Here is a 16,357-nt window from a genome sequence, read left to right as displayed (position 1 = left end):
GGGCTCCCCGGCACCGTTCGCGGTGCTGTGACGGGTTTCGCGCGCGAACCATGTGGTTCGCGGGCGAAACCCGTTGGGCGTTGCTGGCCTCAGCCGCCGAACACTGCGGGGGCGGTTTTGGGCATGTCCTCGAGCCAGATGTCGTCCTGCTCTTCGAGCCAGCTGGGACGTTCGTGTTCGGGCTCGTCACCGCCCTGGCCCTGGCCACCGGCACCGCCGCCCATGGCGCCACCACGTGCGCCCGAGGCGCCACCGCGTCCGCCGGATCCGGCTCCACCGCCTGCGCCTGCACCCGCGCCTGCCCCGGCACCTCCGACACCGGCGCGTCCGCCTGCGCCCATGGACCCGCCCGCGCGGCCACCCGCTCCCGCGCCGCCCGCGGCACGTCCGCCACCGGCTCCGGCACCACCGGCTCCGGACATGCCGCCTGCCATACCGCCTGCCATCCCACCTGCTGCACCACCGGGGCCGCCCGGTGTCGTTCCCGCGCCGGGCGGCATGCCCGCGCCCTGGCCGGGCGGGGAGTTCCAGGCCGATCCGCTCTGCGCCGGGCTGGTCGGCATGTTCGGCGGGCCGGGAGCGCCACCGGAGTAGCCACCGCCCGCACCGCCGGGTGAAACGCCGCCACCGGCGGAGACTCCGGATGCGGTCGGCTGTCCCGATGCGGTCGGGGTCTGGGCGCTGGGAATGCTCGCCGGGTTCGACTGCTGGGGCGGGGCCGGCGGCGGGTTCAGCGGGTCCACCGGTGGCGGCAGCGAAGGCGTGCTCTGATCCACGGTGGTGTATCCGGGGGTGTAGACGTTCTGCGCGACGGCCCGCGCGCGCTTCTCGTCCTCGCTGGCCTCTTTCATGCGCAGGCCTGCGTCGGCGAGGCCGGAGAGCCCCATGGTGGGTACCGAATAGCCGGCGGACAGCAGGCTGCGGGCCGCGGACTGTTCGGTGGGGGGTTGGATGGACTGCTTTGTCTGCTCGGCGGTGACCGCGACTTCCTGCACCTTCAGCCCGGTGCCGCGCACCGAGTCGCCGAACGACTTCCCCCAGTCCTGCAGGGGTTTCGCGGCGTTCAGGCCGGCTTCGGCGGCTTCACCCTGCATGCCGTCGCCGGCGGCGGCGCGGGTCTCCTTGTCGAGGTTGGCGAAGGTCTCGGCGATCTCCTCGCCGAGCTTTTCCCACGCCTTCCCCGAGGAGTTGAGATCGTCGAGGTTGAGGGTGTCCCGCAGCTGGCTGACCAGGCGCTGGTGATCCCACTCCTCCCAGTTGTCCCGCTGGGTGATCGAGGCCGGGTCGGTGCCCTGCGTCTCCAGTCCGCGCTGCTGCATCGCCAGCTGCTGCTGCTCGCGCTCGGCCGCCGCCTTCGCCTCTTGCTGCTGCTTCTGGATCTCCTCCTGCGCCCGCGTGTCACCACCGGTCGCGGACTTGACCATGTCCCAGCCGCTGCCCGCGACCTCGCTGACACCGTCGGTGAACCAGTTCCCCATGCCGTTCCCCCTAATCCGGCCTTACGCAGGCAGCTTCGGCTCGATCAACTCGGCGATCTCCATCGCCTTGGCACAAGGATCATTTCCTTCGATCTTGTCGGAGTCGAGCGTCACAGAAACCGACACGGATCCGCCGCCAGACTCGATCATCTGGCTACAAACTCCCTCTCCGGCCGAAGTGACCATGCTGATGCCCTGGTGTGCTCCGACTTGGTTTGACTCGAATACGTCAAAGTTGTCGCGTCGCCCCTGCCAGTACTCAGCGTCCTGCTCCTCGCCCTTGTACACGGTGACCAAGAAACCATCTGCCGAGTAGTCGCACCCCTGCTCACCAAGGCCTTGGTCAACCAGTTCTCCAGGCTCGGTTACCCCGTAGCGTTGAAGCTCCGCATCCGAAAAGACCTTGCACGGATCAAAGTCCACCAAGGGGGACGCTTCCTTCGACTGGGAAGAAGGTGGGGCTTCTTCCGGTTCGCTCCCAGCGCTGCAACCGGCGAGCAACATCCCCGCAGTGAATACCGAAGCGGCCACAGCCCGTGTCGTACGCATACCCATAATCAGATCAGGCGCTCCGTCCGAGGTTCTGAGCGTTCTCGTCGTCCGCGTTTTGCATATCGCGCGCCGAGTCGCGGTAAGCTTGCGCCATTCGACGCAAGGTATCTTCCATCTGTTCCAAGATCTTCTCCAGCCCCGCATCGCCTTGCGCCTTTGCTTCGAACTTTCGCGCCATAGCACGTCCGATCTCGCAATCGCCAAAGGCCTCGTGAGCCACAAGTCGGTGGGTACGCTGGCGCTGCTTCTGAAGATCGTCCGCCTTCTCCTCGTAGACCTTGGCGACGCGTTCGGCCGCTTCCGGGTCCATGACGAGCTTGCCGTTGTCCACCGCGGCCCGTAAGCCCTGCGCCTGGCCTGCCAACGCCCCTGCCTGCTGGGCGTAGCCTTCCATCCCCGTTGGTTCCACCGAAGTCCCCTTCACCGGTCGTGATCACCGAAACCACGCACCCGGGTGACCACGGCAGCAGACGGTACAAGAACGATCACCCAACCAGGGGAGAAATCGTGAAAACCGCACGCAACCGGCGAACGCAAGCCGCTATCCAGCATCAATGACAGAAGCTGTGACCAACCCCGCAACCACTTGCCAACTCGACGGCCACTGACCCAACACCCCCGACACAGGCTGTGCATATCGGTCACTTCACTCGGAATAGATGTTCGCCTGTGGCTATCGCCGCTGCGCGCGGAGCGCGGTCACGAACGCCGACCCGGGCCTGTTCAGCGACCGTTGCAGGTGTTCGGCGATCTGCTGGGCTGCTTCGGTGAACTTCGCCTTCATCTCGGGGCTCTCCAGCGTCCCAGCGTCGAACTGGACTACATTGCGCCCGGCCAAGAACATGTAGAAGCGATCGCCGCCGAATCCGGTGACTGCCTGCGCGGGTGCGTCACCGACGACCACACCGAGGGGGTCCGCCGGACCACCGAGGCTGCTGAACACGGATTCGGGGTCGCGGTGGCCATCGAAGTTCATCCGCGCGACGCGCTCCGTCTTGAAGGTTTGCACACGGATCTTGGCGTGGAGCGTGTCGGTCAAGATGTCCGGTTCGAAACCACCTCGCGCGCACGTGGTTTAAAACCACCCCCGTCCGGAGAGCGCACAACCGTACGCATCGGCCCGAGGACCAGCCCCGCTCAAGCGCCCCCGCAGCCCCCGCGACCCCGGCGGCCAGCGACCAAGCGACCACCGACCCCGGCGACCCCGAGCAACCGGCGCTCCCGACTGGCAACACCGCCGACCACCACCCCGAACCGCCGCACGAAAAACCTCCCCCCGCCGCGAGTGCGGCGAGGGGAGGTTCCGATCAGGACCGACTCAGTTCTCCGGCTGGATGTAGGCGGTCTGGATCAGTTGCGGGCCACCGCGGAGGGAACGGGAGACCATGGTTCCCCGTCCGGCGGGCAGCGTCCGCGACTTGATGTTGCCGACGAGCTGGCCGTCGTCCTTGTTCGCGCTCATCGCCAAGCCGGGCGAGGAGACCTCGCGCATCTTGCCGATCAACGGCTCGTAGAGCGCGCGGCCGGCACCACCCGAGTTGCGGGCGAGCACAATGTGCAGACCCACGTCCGAGGCCTGCGGGATGTACTCGGCCAACGGTGCCATCGGGTTGTTGCCCTGTGGCGCGACCAGTTCGTAGTCGTCGACGACCACGAACAGCTCCGGCCCCGACCACCACGAACGGTTCTTCAACTGCTCCTGGGTCACGTCCGGACCGGGCAGCCGCTTCTTCAACGCCGCGGCCACGTCCCGGACGTTGCCCTTCAGCTGGTCGGCACTGACCGAGTACTCCATCATGTGGCCGGTGTTGAGGAACCCGAGCATCGTGCGCCGGTAGTCCACCAGCAGGATCAACGCCTCCTGCGGCGTGTACCGGGTCGTGATGCCCCGCACGATCGTGCGCAGCAGCGACGTCTTGCCCGCCTCGCGCTCCGCGAAGTAGTGGAAGTGCGGCTCCGCGTCGAAGTCCAGGTAGACCGGGTTGAGGCCGTCCTCGTTGATTCCGATCGGCACCAGCCTCGGCTTCGGCTGCTGTTCCGGCGCGGGCAACTGCTGGTACGGCAACAGGTCCGGAAGCAGCCGCACCTGCGGAGCAGGCCGTCCCTGCCAGGAACTCTTCACCCGGTTGACCAGGTCGGCCACACCGTCGGAGAGGTCCTCGTTGTAGAGCTGCCAACCCGGTCGGGGCGCGACCCGTTCCTTCTCCGCCCGCTCCTGCTCCACCTCGATGCGGTCACCGAGGTTCTCACTGTCCACTCGGGGCAGCGCGGTGAGGAAGTGCAGCTTCGACGTGTGCAGACCACGCCCCGGCCGCCCGGCCGGCACGTTCACCGCCACCTTGCGGTCGATCTCCGACTCGCTCGAATCACCCAGCCGCAACTCCATCCGAGTACCCAGCAAGTCCTTCAACGCCGGGCGGATCTCGGCCCACCGGTTGGCCGACACGAGCACGTGGATGCCGAAGGTCAGACCCTGCGCGGCCAGGTTCAGCACATCCTGTTCCAACTGCTCGAACTCCGCGCGGAACGCGGCCCAGCCGTCGATCACCAGGAACACGTCGCCGTACGGGTCGTTGCTGATCTCGCCACGACGCTTCTTCGTCCGGAAATCGGCCATCGAGTCGATGCCCATCTCCTGGAACCGACCCTCGCGCTCGGACAACAGCGCCTTGATCTCGGCCACCGTGCGCCGCACCGTGTCCGGATCACGACGACCACCGAAACCACCCACGTGCGGCAGATTCTGCATCGCCGCCATCGAACCGCCACCGAGGTCGATGCAGTAGAACTGCACCTCCTGCGGCGTGTGGGTCAACGCCATCGCCGCGATCAACGACCGCATCACGTTCGACTTGCCCGACTGCGGACCACCGACCACGGCACCGTGCCCGGAAGCACCACCCAGATCCAGCATCATCGGATCCTGGCGCTGGTTGTACGGCACGTCGATCAGACCCACCGGCACCTGCAAGCGGCCACTGCCCGCGTAACCCGCCGCCGTGTAACCACGGTCGTCCGTCGCCGACAACGGCGGCAACAACGAATCCATCGTCGGCGGTGCGTCCAACGGCGGCAACCACACCTGGTGCGCGGGCGGACCCTGCTTGTACACCTTGTCGATGACCAGCTGGAAGTCCGTCGGAGCGAGCTCGTCCTTCGGCTCCTCCTTGACCTCCTCCTCGACCGGCTGCTCCGGCTCCACGGGCTTCTCCACGAAGTCCGGGATGAAGAACCGCGGCCGCTTCTCGCCCGTCACCGGCGAAGACGCCGAACCGACCGGCTTGCGGCCACTGGTCTGGTGCAACGTTCCCGACACGTAGGCGGCGCGGAAACGATCCGTGCCCTCCGGGTGCTTCAAGAAGCCGTGACCACCGGTCGCGGGCAGATCCGCCGCATCCGGCATGCCGATCGCCGCGCGGGATTCCGCTGCGTTGAACGTCTTCAGACCGATCCGGTACGACAGGTGCGAGTCCAGACCGCGCAGCTTGCCCTCCTCCAGGCGCTGCGAAGCCAGCAACAAGTGCACCTGCAACGAACGACCGAGTCGACCGATCATCACGAACAGCTCGGCGAAGTCCGGCTTCTGGGCCAACAACTCGGAGAACTCGTCGATGACCACGAACAGCGCGGGCAACGGCTCCTGGGCCAGCTCGTCACCGGCCTCGTACATCTTCCGGTAGTCCCAGACGTTCTTCGCGCCCGCCTTGTTCAGCACCTCCTGGCGACGGTTCATCTCACCGGCCAAGGCATCCTGCATGCGGTCGACCAGCGTCAGGTCGTCGCCCAGGTTCGAAATGCTCGCCGAGACGTGCGGCGCCGGTTCGAAACCGTTGAACGTCGCACCACCCTTGAAGTCGACCAGCACGAAGTTCAGCGTCGCCGAGGAGTGCGTGGCCAGCAGACCCAGCACGATCGTCCGCAGGAACTCCGACTTACCGGAACCGGTGGCACCGATGCACAGACCGTGCGGGCCCATACCGCCCGACGCGGTCTCCTTGATGTCCAGGTGCACGATCTCGCCGGTCTCACCCGGACCGATCGCGACCCGGTACAGATCATCCACCGAACGCGGACGCCACGCCTCGTTGAGGTCGAAGGTGATGCTGTCCCCGGCCAGGCCGAGCTGCTCGATGTAGTTCAGCGGAGTCGTCAGCGGCTCGTAACCACCGCTGTCGGACTGCGCCGCACTACCGGCGGCCACCCGGTACGGGGAGAGCTGGCGGGCCACCGCGGTGGCCTCCTCCATGGTCAGCGAGTCCGGCGCGCCGAACCACTCCACGCCGCCGGAGCTGCGCGCACCGATGCGCTCTTCCTCCACCACGATGCGCATACCGCGACGCGCGGTGATGGGACCGAGCACATCGGACAGATCGATCATCGTGACGCCCGCCATGCCGCCCTCGACGATCAGCTGCTCTTCACGCGTGATCTCGGCGTCGTCGAGCAGGATCACCACGTGCGGCTGGCCCTCGGGCGGAGCGGCGTTGCGCTGGAACCGCGGCCGGTCGGCCAGTTGCTCGGCGAGCATCTCCTCCAACGAGCGAAGCGAACCCGCCATCAACCGCATCGGGCCGATGCCGTCCGTCTCGGTGGGGTGCTGGGAGTGCGGCAGCCACTTGACCCATTCCCACTCCGTACGCGCGCGGCCGCTGCTGGCCACCGCGATGATGACGTCGTCGGGGGTGTGGAACGAGGCCAGCTGCGCGAGCATCGCCCGCGCCAGACCCCGCGTCAGCTCCCGCTCGCCCTGCAGGCCCACCGCGGCGAACCCGCGCAACGAGGTCGCGATCGGCAGATCCGCCACCAGCGAGTGCGCCCGCACGAAGCGACGCAGCGCCAGCGTGGTGATCGGCTCCAACTCGTCGACGGGGCCGGTCTGCGGCGGGACCAGACGGGTCTCCAGCCGCTGCGAACCACGACCCACCCGCACCTGGCAGAAGTCGTTGTCGTTGCTGCGGCGTTCCCACATCCTGCGCGTGTTCGGGATCGACCACAGCGTTTGCGGGTCCGGGTGCACCCAGTCGCGGGCCTGCCGCTGCTCGTCGGCGGCCTCCCGCGCGCGGTCGCGCATCTGACCGAGGTACCGCAGGTAGTCCTTGCGGTCCTCGTTCATCTCGGCCTTCTTCTGGCCACCGTCCTTGCCGCCCCCGGCCATCATCCCGACGGTCGATACCAACATCATCATCGGCATCATCATCATCATCGGGTTGTCCTTGGCCCGCTGAAGCATGAAGACCATCATGCCGAGCGAGGCGACGATCATCACGCCCGGAAGGACCTTCTGAATGACGTTGCCCGGCACCGCCCGGGGGATCTCCGGTGGTGGCTCGAGGTGCACCTCCCCGCCCGGTGGCCTAGGAGCGGCCAGGCGTGGCGTTCGCTTGAACTGCAGCGTGCTCACCGGACGCAGCATCCTTCCGTGTCGAACGTGCTCTCGAAAAACCTTTGGTCGCAACCAGCATTCTGTACTGCCCGCGACGCCCACAGCCGAGGGGTAGGCGTGATCCGAACCTCGCCGTGACCAACCGGAAATGAACTAGTTGGCACGAGTTGGACCAAACCCTTCACCCAGCGACGGTCGGTGCGGCCATACTAGGGGCGCTCTCCAGCCGCCCGGGTGGCTTTCGCGAGAAAAACCGCGCTTGGTTGGATCGAGCTAGACGACAGGCATTCCAGGACCAAGGGAGTAGGGGGCCCAAGTGGCGACCGGGACCACGGTGTTCAGCCGCGTGACAGTGGTGGCGCCGAAAACTCGTATCGACCTGGCGCTGCCCGCAGATGTCGCGGTGGCAGACCTGCTGCCGATGCTGCTGGACATGGCCCAAGAGGCCACTCCGGACGGCGGTTCTCGACATGGCGGCTGGTGCCTTGCGAAGCTGGCAGGCGAAACCCTGGACCCCAGCCAAACGCTGGCATCCCAGGGCATCGTCGACGGCGACATGCTCCACCTGCGGCGCAGGTCGGACGATCCACCACCACCGTTGTACGACGACGTCGTCGATGCGCTCGCCGAAGCCGAACCGGGCAGCTACCGCCCGTGGACGAAGGAAACGGCGGCCAAGATCGGCCACCTCGCTGGTGCGGTCGGCTTGGTGGCCGCCGCGGCCGCGCTCGGTCTCGCCGGGCAGCACAGCCTGCCCTTCCAGATCGCGGCGGCGCTCACCGCGGCGGTCGTGGCGATCTTCGCGACCGGTGTCGGCTCGATCGTGACCCGTGCCTACGGCGCACCCACCACCGGAACGGTGATCGCGGCGGCCGGTGGGCTGTCGATGGCGTTCGTCGCGGGCCTCAACATCGTGCCCGGCGGAGACATGCGGCCCAAGCTGCTGCTCGCCAGCGCGCTGGTGCTCATCTTCGCGTCGATCGCGATCATGGTGATCGGGGCGGGCATCGTCACCTTCATCGCCGCGGCCACCGTGTCCGCGTTCGCGGTGATCGCGTTCACGGTGGCGACCCTGCTGCAGTACTCGCTGGTCACCGGGGTCGCCGCGGGTGCGGCGGCGGTGGGCCTGGCAGGCATCTCCCTGCTGCCCAGGCTGACGATCCAGTTGGCGAAGCTGCCGCTGCCGCACGTGCCGGGCAACGCCGAGGACCTCAAGGAAGACTCCAACTTCCCCGACTACCGCATGATCGAGCGGCAGACCGGGCTGGCGCACCAGTACATGACCGGGCTGATCATCGGCTGCGGGCTGACCGCCGCCATCGGTGCGATCATCGCCGCCACCGCCCCCAACCTGTGGGGCCCGATGATGGCGGTCGTGGTCTCCGCCGTACTCCTTCTGCGCGGCCGGAGCTACGCCAACGGAAGCCAGGCCATCGCGCTGCTGTTCAGCGGTTTGCTCGCCGCGGTCGGTGTCGCCGCGGGACTGCTCGTCCAGGTGGCCACGCTGCCGATCGCGGTCGCCTGGGTGTTCCCTCCGCTGCTGCTGCTCGGCGTCGGCGCCATCGTCTTCGGCGTGGTGTTCCCGAACCGCCGGTTCTCCCCGGTGCAGCGGCGCATGGTCGACATCCTGGAGGCCGTCCTGATCGCGCTCGTGCTTCCGCTCGCACTGGGCGTCATGGACCTCTACATGACCATCCGCGACCTCAACCTCAACCTCTTCTGAGGGGAAGCGTGATGCGCTCGAGTTCTCCGCGCCGCAGCGCGCTGCGGCGCACTCTCGCCCTGACCGCGACAGCGGGCATGCTGGCTCTGGTGGGGCCGGTTCCGTCCGCGGTCGCGCAGGAGGACAGCTCCACCGAACCGCCGACGTGGGTGCCGATCGACGTGCCGGGCGGTCCGCTCAGCCCTGTCGGCGGGTACGAACAGCAGCAGGGCTGCATGCAGCCCAATCCGGGTGACGCCACGATCGAGGAAAAGCCCTGGAGCCAGCTCACGCTGGGATTCGAGCAGGCTCATTCGCAGGGGTGGACCGGTGCGGGCACGCGAGTGGCCGTGGTCGACACCGGCATCAATCCGCACTCCCGGTTGCCCGCGCCCATCGAGGACGGCGGCAGCAACGTCCCGAAGGGCGGTGCGACCCGCGATTGCGACGGCCACGGCACCATCGTCGCGGGCATCATCGCCGCTCAGCCCGATCAGGAGACGGGATTCGTCGGCATCGCCCCCGGAACCCGACTCATGTCGTTGCGCCAGTCGTCGAGCCTGTGGCAGAACCAGCAGGACGACAGCACGATCGGCAACACCGAGACGATGGCCCAGGCCATCCAGCACGCCGTGGACAACGGCGTCGACGTGATCAACATCTCGCAGTCGTCCTGCCAGACGATGGCCCAAGCGGCCAACCCGCTCGACGAGCACAACCGCAGACTGCAGAACGCGGTGAAGAACGCCTACGACCAGGGCATCGTCGTCGTCGCGGCAGCGGGCAACACCGAGGACTCCTGCAGCAAGAACGCCCCCGGGAACCCGACCACGGCCGTCCTGCCCGCCTGGTTCGACGAGTACGTGCTCACCGTCGCTTCGGTGAACCAGAAGGGCGCTCCGTCCGAATTCACGGTTCCGGGCCCGTGGGTGGACGTAGCCGCACCCGGTGAGAACCTCACCTCCTTGGACCCCGGTGTGGGCGCCAATACCGGTCTGGCCAGCCAGATCGCCACCGGCCCCGAGGGGCAACCCGGTCCCATCCAGGGAACCAGCTTCGCGGCGCCCTACGTCTCCGGACTGGCGGCTCTGATCAAGCAGAAGTCCGTGGAGGACGGCGAACCGCTGGACGCAGACGAGATCATGGATCGGATCGAGAAGACCGCACTGCATCCCGGCGGGGACAACGGCCGGAACGACATCGTCGGATACGGCATGATCGACCCGATGGCCGCACTGCACAACGTGGTGCCCGCCGAGCACGGCGTGTCCCCGGCGCCGAACGAGCCGGCCAGACTCGGCGCCGACGTGATCCCGCAGCGGGACTGGCCCGCCCTCATGATCGCGATCGGCGGTGCGGCCACCGGCATCGCCGCGATCCTGTTCACGGCATTCCTCATGAACGCGGTACGCAGCGTCCGCTCCCGCCAGGCGGGGGCCGACAAGGAGTAGCCCCACGAGCCGGCCGTTCAACAGGGCCCGGTCCTCGCGTCGAGACGCGAGAACCGGGCCCTGTTTTCGGTGTCCCGGCACTTCGTGGACCCCCGCAGTCCCTCGTGGACCCCCGCAGTCCCTCGTAGACCCCCGGAGTCCCTCGTGGGCGGCCACCGCTCCTACCAGGCCATCGCTCCTGCCATCGCTGCCGCGCCGAGCATCGCTGCGCGCCGAGCATCGCTGCGCGCCGAGCAGGGTGCGCACACGAATCCGCCCGCAGCACCACGAATGGCGCTGCGGGCGGACGCTACCCATCGGACGTTGTCGGGGCCGGTTCGGTTTCAGTCGGGAGTGCTCGGCGCGGTCGCGGTGTCAGTTTCCCGCGGTGGTGCCACCGGCCGCTTGCTGTTGCTGACCGCTCTCCGGAGGACGGTTCTCACCACTGTCCTCGGCGATGTCGATCGAGTCGTACACGAAACTCGCCTGCGCCGGGTCGAGGAAATCGCCTTCCGGCAGCGTTCGCATGATCGAGGCCGGCCCCTGCTTGATGTCACCGGCACCGTTGACCACACCGAGACCCTGCGCTGTCGCCGGGTCCTTGATGCCGTACTTCACGCCACGGTCGGAAACCAGGAAAATCGGTCCGGAATCGCCACCGGCCTCATTGGACGTCGCGCGCAGCACGGCCGCCTTGCCCGCGGGCATGTAGAACTTGTCCACATTGGGCCCGTTGCCGTCGCTCTGCGCCAGTTCGACCTCCGCCTTCCGCGCGGGCGAACCCTTGTTCGTGGTCACCGTGATGTTGTGATCACCGTGCACGTCCTTCCAGCTCACGCACGAAGTGTCCGCGTTCTGGAACGTGACGGGCTTCGACACCACTGCCGGGAACGTGCCGACGTCGAGCTTCTCGGCGTCCGAAGCCTGTGGGGCCTCGGTGATCGTGCCCGTGGAGTTCGGGATGTCCGTGGCCTTGGCCTTCGACGCGTGCAGCACCGCGGCCGCACCGGCGGTGACCTCCTGCTTACCGCTGGGCAGCAGCACGAAGAACTGCGCGGGCTGACCGGCGATCGTCCGCTTCACGACATCGCCCGACTCGTACGAGTTCAGCATGTAGTCGACCGAACCACTGGGGAACGACGGAACCGACAGATCCGTGACCCCCGGGACCGCGTTGAGCATGTGCGTGCTGATCGTGCGCGGAGTCTGGCCCTGCAGCCCGTACACCTCGGCAACGGCGGGGTCGGACTTGTCGACCTTCGCCTTCACCGTCCTGGTGTTCTGCTCACCGGGAGCGTCCTCCACGCGGTAGATCAGGTACTCCTCACCGGAACTCTGATCCTTGACGTAGAGGGACTGTTCCCGCCCCAGTTCGGCACCGTGGTGACCGTCGCCACCGATGACCGTGGTCTCGATCTCCGCGGACTGCTCGATCCTGGACTCGTTGAGCGAATCCTGGACCTGTCCGACATCGCAGATCGCCCAGGAGGGAACCGCGGTGTTCGTCGGGTCCGGCAGGTAGTTCGGGGCATTGACCATCCCCGTACGCGGCCCACGCGGGAAATCCGCCAAGGCCGCTTCCTTGACGTGCGTCTCCTCGATGGCCTGTCCGCCCTGACCGCCGCTCTGGGCCATGACCAGCAGCTTCGCCGACGCGATGTTGAACATCGGAGTCAGCCGCTTCTCCGCCTGGTCGTCGGCGGTCACGACGTAGACGCTGCCGCTGTCCTTGCCGATCACCACCGAACCCGGATCCGGAACCGAGCCCTTACCTCCGAAGAGGCCCCAGACCAGGAACCCGATCATTCCGATGCAGGCGAGGATCGCACCGGTCACCGTGGCTCGCTTGTGCGAACCCATCGGATCGTGCAGCATCACCGCGTCCTTGCGGACCAACGCGGATTCCATGCGGCGCAGCACGAACTTGTACGCCTGAACTTGTGACTTCGTTGTGGGTGTTGATGCCATTCTTCGCCTACAGCTCTCCCGTCCGAGGTACGGTTTTGCAGGATAGCCGCAGAGACATACCGAATGGGTGCGGTTCCGCCTAGTCCATCAGTATTCTCTTCGAGCGACTCGCGCGAGCCAGGCACGTCGCCTGCCTCATTGCCGCATCGACCTGCGAGGGGGAGAGACCGAACGGATGTCCGTGACAACGCAACATCCGGCCCAACCGAAAGCCTCCGGGCCCGCCAGTGCACCCCGCACGCGCATTCGCGCGCGGCGACGCACCATCGGCGCGAGCCTCGGAGCGATCCCGGTGGCCAATATCATCGTCATCGAGATCGGCCTCGCCCTCGGCCTGATCCTCTTGGTGATCGAACCGACGCTGTGGCCGGTATCAGCGGGTATCGCCGCGTTCCTGTTCATCATCGCGCTGCTTCGGCGGCGCGGGCGCTGGTTCACCCAGTGGTTCGGGCTGGTGCTCGAATACCGGACTCGTAACCACACGCGGGTATCCGAGCCGTTCACACCCGACCTCACCGACGCCGCCGAGGACAAGAACGGTGACGGCATCATCGGGCCGGACGAGAACCGGCGGGTGGCGCTGCTGCGGATCGCGGTGGAAGACCTCGTCGTGGCCCGCGGTCAGGACCACGACCGCAATCCCGTCGGAATGTCCTGGCACGACGGCAAATGGACCGCCGTGCTCATGGTGGAACCGACGCCGATGCTGATCAACGCGGTCGGTTCCACGCCGAACCTGCCGCTCGGCGCGCTGACACCGTGCCTGGAGGACCGCGGTGTGGTCCTCGACGCGATCCAGGTGATCTGGCACTGCTACCCGGGTAGCACGTCGCTGCCGTCGAACTCCGACGCGCTCAACTCCTACCTCGAGGTACTCGGACCGCTCCCGGCGGCGTCCCGACGAACCACGTGGGTGGCCGTGCGGCTCGACCCGCAGCACTGCGCCAAAGCCGTCGGCGAACGCGGCGGCGGTGTCGTCGGAGCCCACCGCGCCGTCATCGGCGCGCTCTCCCGCGTGCGCAACGCCCTGGAGCGCGAAGGCGTTCCCACCCGTCCACTCGACCCGGACGAGCTGCTCCAAGCCGGCATCGCCTCCGCCGAACTGCAGTCCGTACTCGGTTCCCAACGCCCCGTCGGCCTCAAGGAACGTTGGGACGGCGTCACCGCGGGCGGCGTCGGGCACTCCAGCTACGCGATCACCGGTTGGCCGAACCAGATGAGCCACAGCCTCAACGCGCTCACCGGGATCCGGGCACTTTCCAGCAGCATCGCGCTGTCCATCTCGCCCACCGGCGAAGACGGCGAAGTGGGACTTCGCGGACTCGTCCGGGTCAGCGCTCGGACGCCGGGTGAACTCGATGCCGCCGACGACCGTCTGAAAACCATCAGCAACAGTCTCGGCCTCACCCTCACCCCACTGCGGGGCATGCAGCTGGCCGGGCTCACCGCGACACTGCCGCTGGGAGGCAAAGCATGAGCCGCACCCGAACCCTGGACACCCCGGGCAACGTCAAGGGCGCGGCACCGGAGTTCCTGGTACCGCCGGAAACGCTCGACACCGTCAGCCCGTCCGGCGATCGCGGCGGCATGATCATCGGGTCCGGTCCGCAGGGAGAACCGCTCACCGCGTCGATCCTGCGCCCGGAACCTACCCGGATGGTGACCGTCGGCGGTCTCTACCTCGCACGGCAGATCGCGCTGCGGGCGATGGCCACCGGCGCGTGGGTCGTCGTCGCCACGGGGCGCCCCGCCGCGTGGAAGGTCCTCGAACAGGCCGCCGGGGTCACCCCGGAAGGCAAACAGGTGCCGCTGGCCCAGCTGCGGCCGCTCAAACCGTTCGACCTGCCCAGGTCCACAGAGGACGCTCCGCTGCTGGTCATTCACGACGGCGGTGCGGTACCGCAGGAACTGTTCCCGCCGCGCGCGGCCTGGCAGACCACCATGTACGTGCTGCCGTACCTACACCCGCAGGTGGGCAGCGGGACCGCCGCCAACACGGCCGACCTGGTACTACTGCAGCGGCTGCCGCTCAACCAGGCCCAGCTCGCCGCCCGGATCTGGTACTTCGACCGGGCGCACTACCAGGCGCAGATCCAGCAGCTGACCCAGCTCCAGGACGACGGGCTCATCGCACTCGGCAACATGCTGTGGGCGCACATCCGGCTCGTCACCGAACCGAAGGAGCAGGAAATCCTCGGGCCCATTCGCCGAGGCGACTGACCGGGTACCCGGACGCACACCGATCCGCGCCATTCGCGCGCCCGGTGTGCGTCCGCGTCAGCTCGTAGCCGAACCGGCTCGGGACGGCGGAGTGACGCGAGCCATCGATCCGATGCGAACCAGGGCGGGTCGGCTCGGGCGGATCAGCCGGGGTGGGTCGGCCGGGGCGGATCGGTCAGGGGGTCACCGAAGCGAACGGACCGCGCGGGTCCGGGCGGCTCTGTCCGCCAATTCCTCATCCGCCGGATAGTCCACCCCGAGCAAGGTGAGGCCGTGGGCCGGCGCTACCGCGCTGGTGCGCTCGCCCTCGCGGAGCAACCCGCCGGGCCAACCGGCGCCGTGCCTGCCGTCACCGACCTTCAGTAGCGTCCCCACCAGACTGCGCACCATCGAATGGCAGAACGCGTCGGCGCTGACCCGCACGGCGACGAGATGCGGCTCCTCCCGCTGCCAGGAAAAGTGCTGCAGCTCGCGAACCGTCGTCGCGCCCTCCCGCTGCTTACAGAAGGCGGCGAAGTCGTTCAACCCGAGCAGTTCCTCCGACGCGGCGTTGAGCCGATCCACGTCGAGCGGGCGGTTCCACGCCAGCGTGTCCCTGCGGCGCAACGGGTCGACACCCCAGGGGGCATCCGAAACCTGGTACCGGTAATGCCGCCGCATGGCCGAGAACCGCGCGTCGAACCCTTCCGGAGCCACCCGTGCCCCCAGCACGCGGACATCACCGGGAAGGATCCGGTTCCAGCGATAGCACATCCGCTCCAGATCCGGAATTCCCGACTCGTCGAGCGGCAGTCGGCTGTCGGCAGCCGAACCGAACGGGACCACGTCCACGTGCACGACCTGTCCCGAGGCATGCACGCCCGCATCGGTACGACCGGCGACCACGACCGACCTCGGGACCGACCGCCCCGGCGGTTGCTTCGCCAGCGCGTCCTCCAGCAGGGCCTGCACCGTCCGCTGGTCGGGTTGGCGTGCCCAGCCGGAGAAATCCGTCCCGTCGTACGAAACATCCAGACGCAGACGAACGAACCCGCCGCCCCCGAAGGAGGCGGCGGGTTCGTCCACAGCGTTGCCGTGCTCAGAGATCAGGACTCGTCCTTCTTCTCCGTCTCGGTCTCCTCGGCAGAGGCTTCCGCCTCGGCCGGCTCGGCCGACTCGGCCTTGGGCTCCTCAGCCGGAGCCTCCTCCGCGGCAACCTGGTCCTTGGCGAACTTGGTGCCACGGGCGGCTTCCGCCTCGGACGTGACGGTCTTCTCCGTCACCAGGGCGATCACGGCCATCTTGGCGCTGTCGCCGCGACGCGGCATGGCCTTGATGATGCGCGTGTAGCCGCCCGGACGGTCCGAGAAGAACGGGCCGATCTCGGCGAAGAGCTTGTGCACAACGTCCTTGTCGCGAATGGTCTTCATGACCTCGCGACGGTTGTGCAGGTCGCCCTTCTTTGCTTTGGTGATCAGACGCTCGGCGATCGGCCGAAGCCGTTTCGCCTTGGCCTCGGTGGTGGTGATTTTCCCGTGCTCGAACAGCGAAGTGGCCAGATTGGCCAGCATCAGCCGCTCGTGCGACGGCGATCCGCCGAGACGCGCTCCCTTGGTGGGGGTGGGCATCGGTTGCTCCTCTCAAG

General features: G+C 67.7%; 12 protein-coding genes. 4 read left to right on the top strand and 8 right to left on the bottom strand.

Going from position 1 to position 16,357, the window contains the following annotated elements:
* Nucleotides 1-89: 89 nt before the first annotated feature.
* The 5 genes from ACYVAN_RS18045 to eccCa form a co-directional block, all read right to left on the bottom strand.
* Nucleotides 90-1,478: a PPE domain-containing protein gene (locus ACYVAN_RS18045; RefSeq protein ID WP_460961116.1), complete on the bottom strand. Its 1,389-nt coding sequence runs from the start codon at nucleotides 1,476-1,478 to the stop codon at nucleotides 90-92.
* Nucleotides 1,479-1,499: 21 nt separating this feature from the next.
* The gene (locus tag ACYVAN_RS18040; RefSeq protein WP_460961114.1) at nucleotides 1,500-2,009 is read right to left on the bottom strand and encodes a DUF3558 family protein; all 510 of its coding nucleotides are present in this window, start codon (nucleotides 2,007-2,009) and stop codon (nucleotides 1,500-1,502) included.
* A 31-nt stretch (nucleotides 2,010-2,040) separates the two neighbouring features.
* Nucleotides 2,041-2,424: a hypothetical protein gene (locus ACYVAN_RS18035; RefSeq protein WP_460961112.1), complete on the bottom strand. Its 384-nt coding sequence runs from the start codon at nucleotides 2,422-2,424 to the stop codon at nucleotides 2,041-2,043.
* Nucleotides 2,425-2,703: 279 nt separating this feature from the next.
* On the bottom strand, nucleotides 2,704-3,069 hold the full coding sequence (locus ACYVAN_RS18030; RefSeq protein ID WP_460961110.1) for a hypothetical protein: 366 nt from the start codon (nucleotides 3,067-3,069) through the stop codon (nucleotides 2,704-2,706).
* Nucleotides 3,070-3,348: 279 nt separating this feature from the next.
* Nucleotides 3,349-7,431 carry a type VII secretion protein EccCa gene (gene eccCa / locus ACYVAN_RS18025; protein WP_460961108.1) on the bottom strand — a complete coding sequence of 1,361 codons (4,083 nt, stop codon included), beginning with the start codon at nucleotides 7,429-7,431 and terminating at the stop codon, nucleotides 3,349-3,351.
* A 298-nt stretch (nucleotides 7,432-7,729) separates the two neighbouring features.
* On the opposite strand from eccCa, the gene eccD reads away from it, so the two are divergent.
* Both eccD and mycP read left to right on the top strand, forming a co-directional pair.
* Nucleotides 7,730-9,136, top strand: a complete 1,407-nt coding sequence (gene eccD / locus ACYVAN_RS18020; RefSeq protein ID WP_460961106.1) for a type VII secretion integral membrane protein EccD — start codon at nucleotides 7,730-7,732, stop codon at nucleotides 9,134-9,136.
* Nucleotides 9,137-9,147: 11 nt separating this feature from the next.
* Nucleotides 9,148-10,566, top strand: coding sequence for a type VII secretion-associated serine protease mycosin (gene mycP, locus ACYVAN_RS18015; RefSeq protein WP_460961104.1), 1,419 nt, complete (start codon nucleotides 9,148-9,150; stop codon nucleotides 10,564-10,566).
* 354 nt (nucleotides 10,567-10,920) lie between these two features.
* Here the strand turns inward: mycP and eccB are convergent, their stop codons facing one another.
* The gene (gene eccB, locus ACYVAN_RS18010; protein ID WP_460961102.1) at nucleotides 10,921-12,513 is read right to left on the bottom strand and encodes a type VII secretion protein EccB; all 1,593 of its coding nucleotides are present in this window, start codon (nucleotides 12,511-12,513) and stop codon (nucleotides 10,921-10,923) included.
* 292 nt (nucleotides 12,514-12,805) lie between these two features.
* On the opposite strand from eccB, the gene eccE reads away from it, so the two are divergent.
* A complete protein-coding gene (gene eccE / locus ACYVAN_RS18005; protein ID WP_460961100.1) occupies nucleotides 12,806-13,990 on the top strand; it encodes a type VII secretion protein EccE in 1,185 nt (394 codons plus the stop codon).
* Nucleotides 13,987-14,733, top strand: coding sequence for a hypothetical protein (locus tag ACYVAN_RS18000; protein WP_460961098.1), 747 nt, complete (start codon nucleotides 13,987-13,989; stop codon nucleotides 14,731-14,733). The genes eccE and ACYVAN_RS18000 overlap by 4 nt, the downstream gene beginning before the upstream one ends.
* Before the next feature lie 183 nt (nucleotides 14,734-14,916).
* Here the strand turns inward: ACYVAN_RS18000 and truA are convergent, their stop codons facing one another.
* Nucleotides 14,917-15,798 (bottom strand): tRNA pseudouridine(38-40) synthase TruA, encoded by an 882-nt coding sequence (truA, locus tag ACYVAN_RS17995; RefSeq protein WP_460961096.1) that lies wholly within the window; start codon nucleotides 15,796-15,798, stop codon nucleotides 14,917-14,919.
* 20 nt (nucleotides 15,799-15,818) lie between these two features.
* On the bottom strand, nucleotides 15,819-16,340 hold the full coding sequence (rplQ, locus tag ACYVAN_RS17990; protein ID WP_460961094.1) for a 50S ribosomal protein L17: 522 nt from the start codon (nucleotides 16,338-16,340) through the stop codon (nucleotides 15,819-15,821).
* Between the last annotated feature and the right edge of the window lie 17 nt (nucleotides 16,341-16,357).

This window comes from Parasphingorhabdus pacifica (assembly GCF_054779195.1).
This window is presented reverse-complemented; position numbering and strand designations above follow the sequence as displayed.

Bases quoted from the DNA above. Each gene is read 5' to 3' on its own strand.
- ACYVAN_RS18045 (WP_460961116.1), bottom strand. From the start codon at position 1,478: ATGGGGAACTGGTTCACCGACGGTGTCAGCGAGGTCGCGGGCAGCGGC.
- ACYVAN_RS18035 (WP_460961112.1), bottom strand. From the start codon at position 2,424: ATGGAAGGCTACGCCCAGCAGGCAGGGGCGTTGGCAGGCCAGGCGCAG.
- mycP (WP_460961104.1), top strand. From the start codon at position 9,148: ATGCGCTCGAGTTCTCCGCGCCGCAGCGCGCTGCGGCGCACTCTCGCC.
- eccB (WP_460961102.1), bottom strand. From the start codon at position 12,513: ATGGCATCAACACCCACAACGAAGTCACAAGTTCAGGCGTACAAGTTC.
- ACYVAN_RS18000 (WP_460961098.1), top strand. From the start codon at position 13,987: ATGAGCCGCACCCGAACCCTGGACACCCCGGGCAACGTCAAGGGCGCG.
- rplQ (WP_460961094.1), bottom strand. From the start codon at position 16,340: ATGCCCACCCCCACCAAGGGAGCGCGTCTCGGCGGATCGCCGTCGCAC.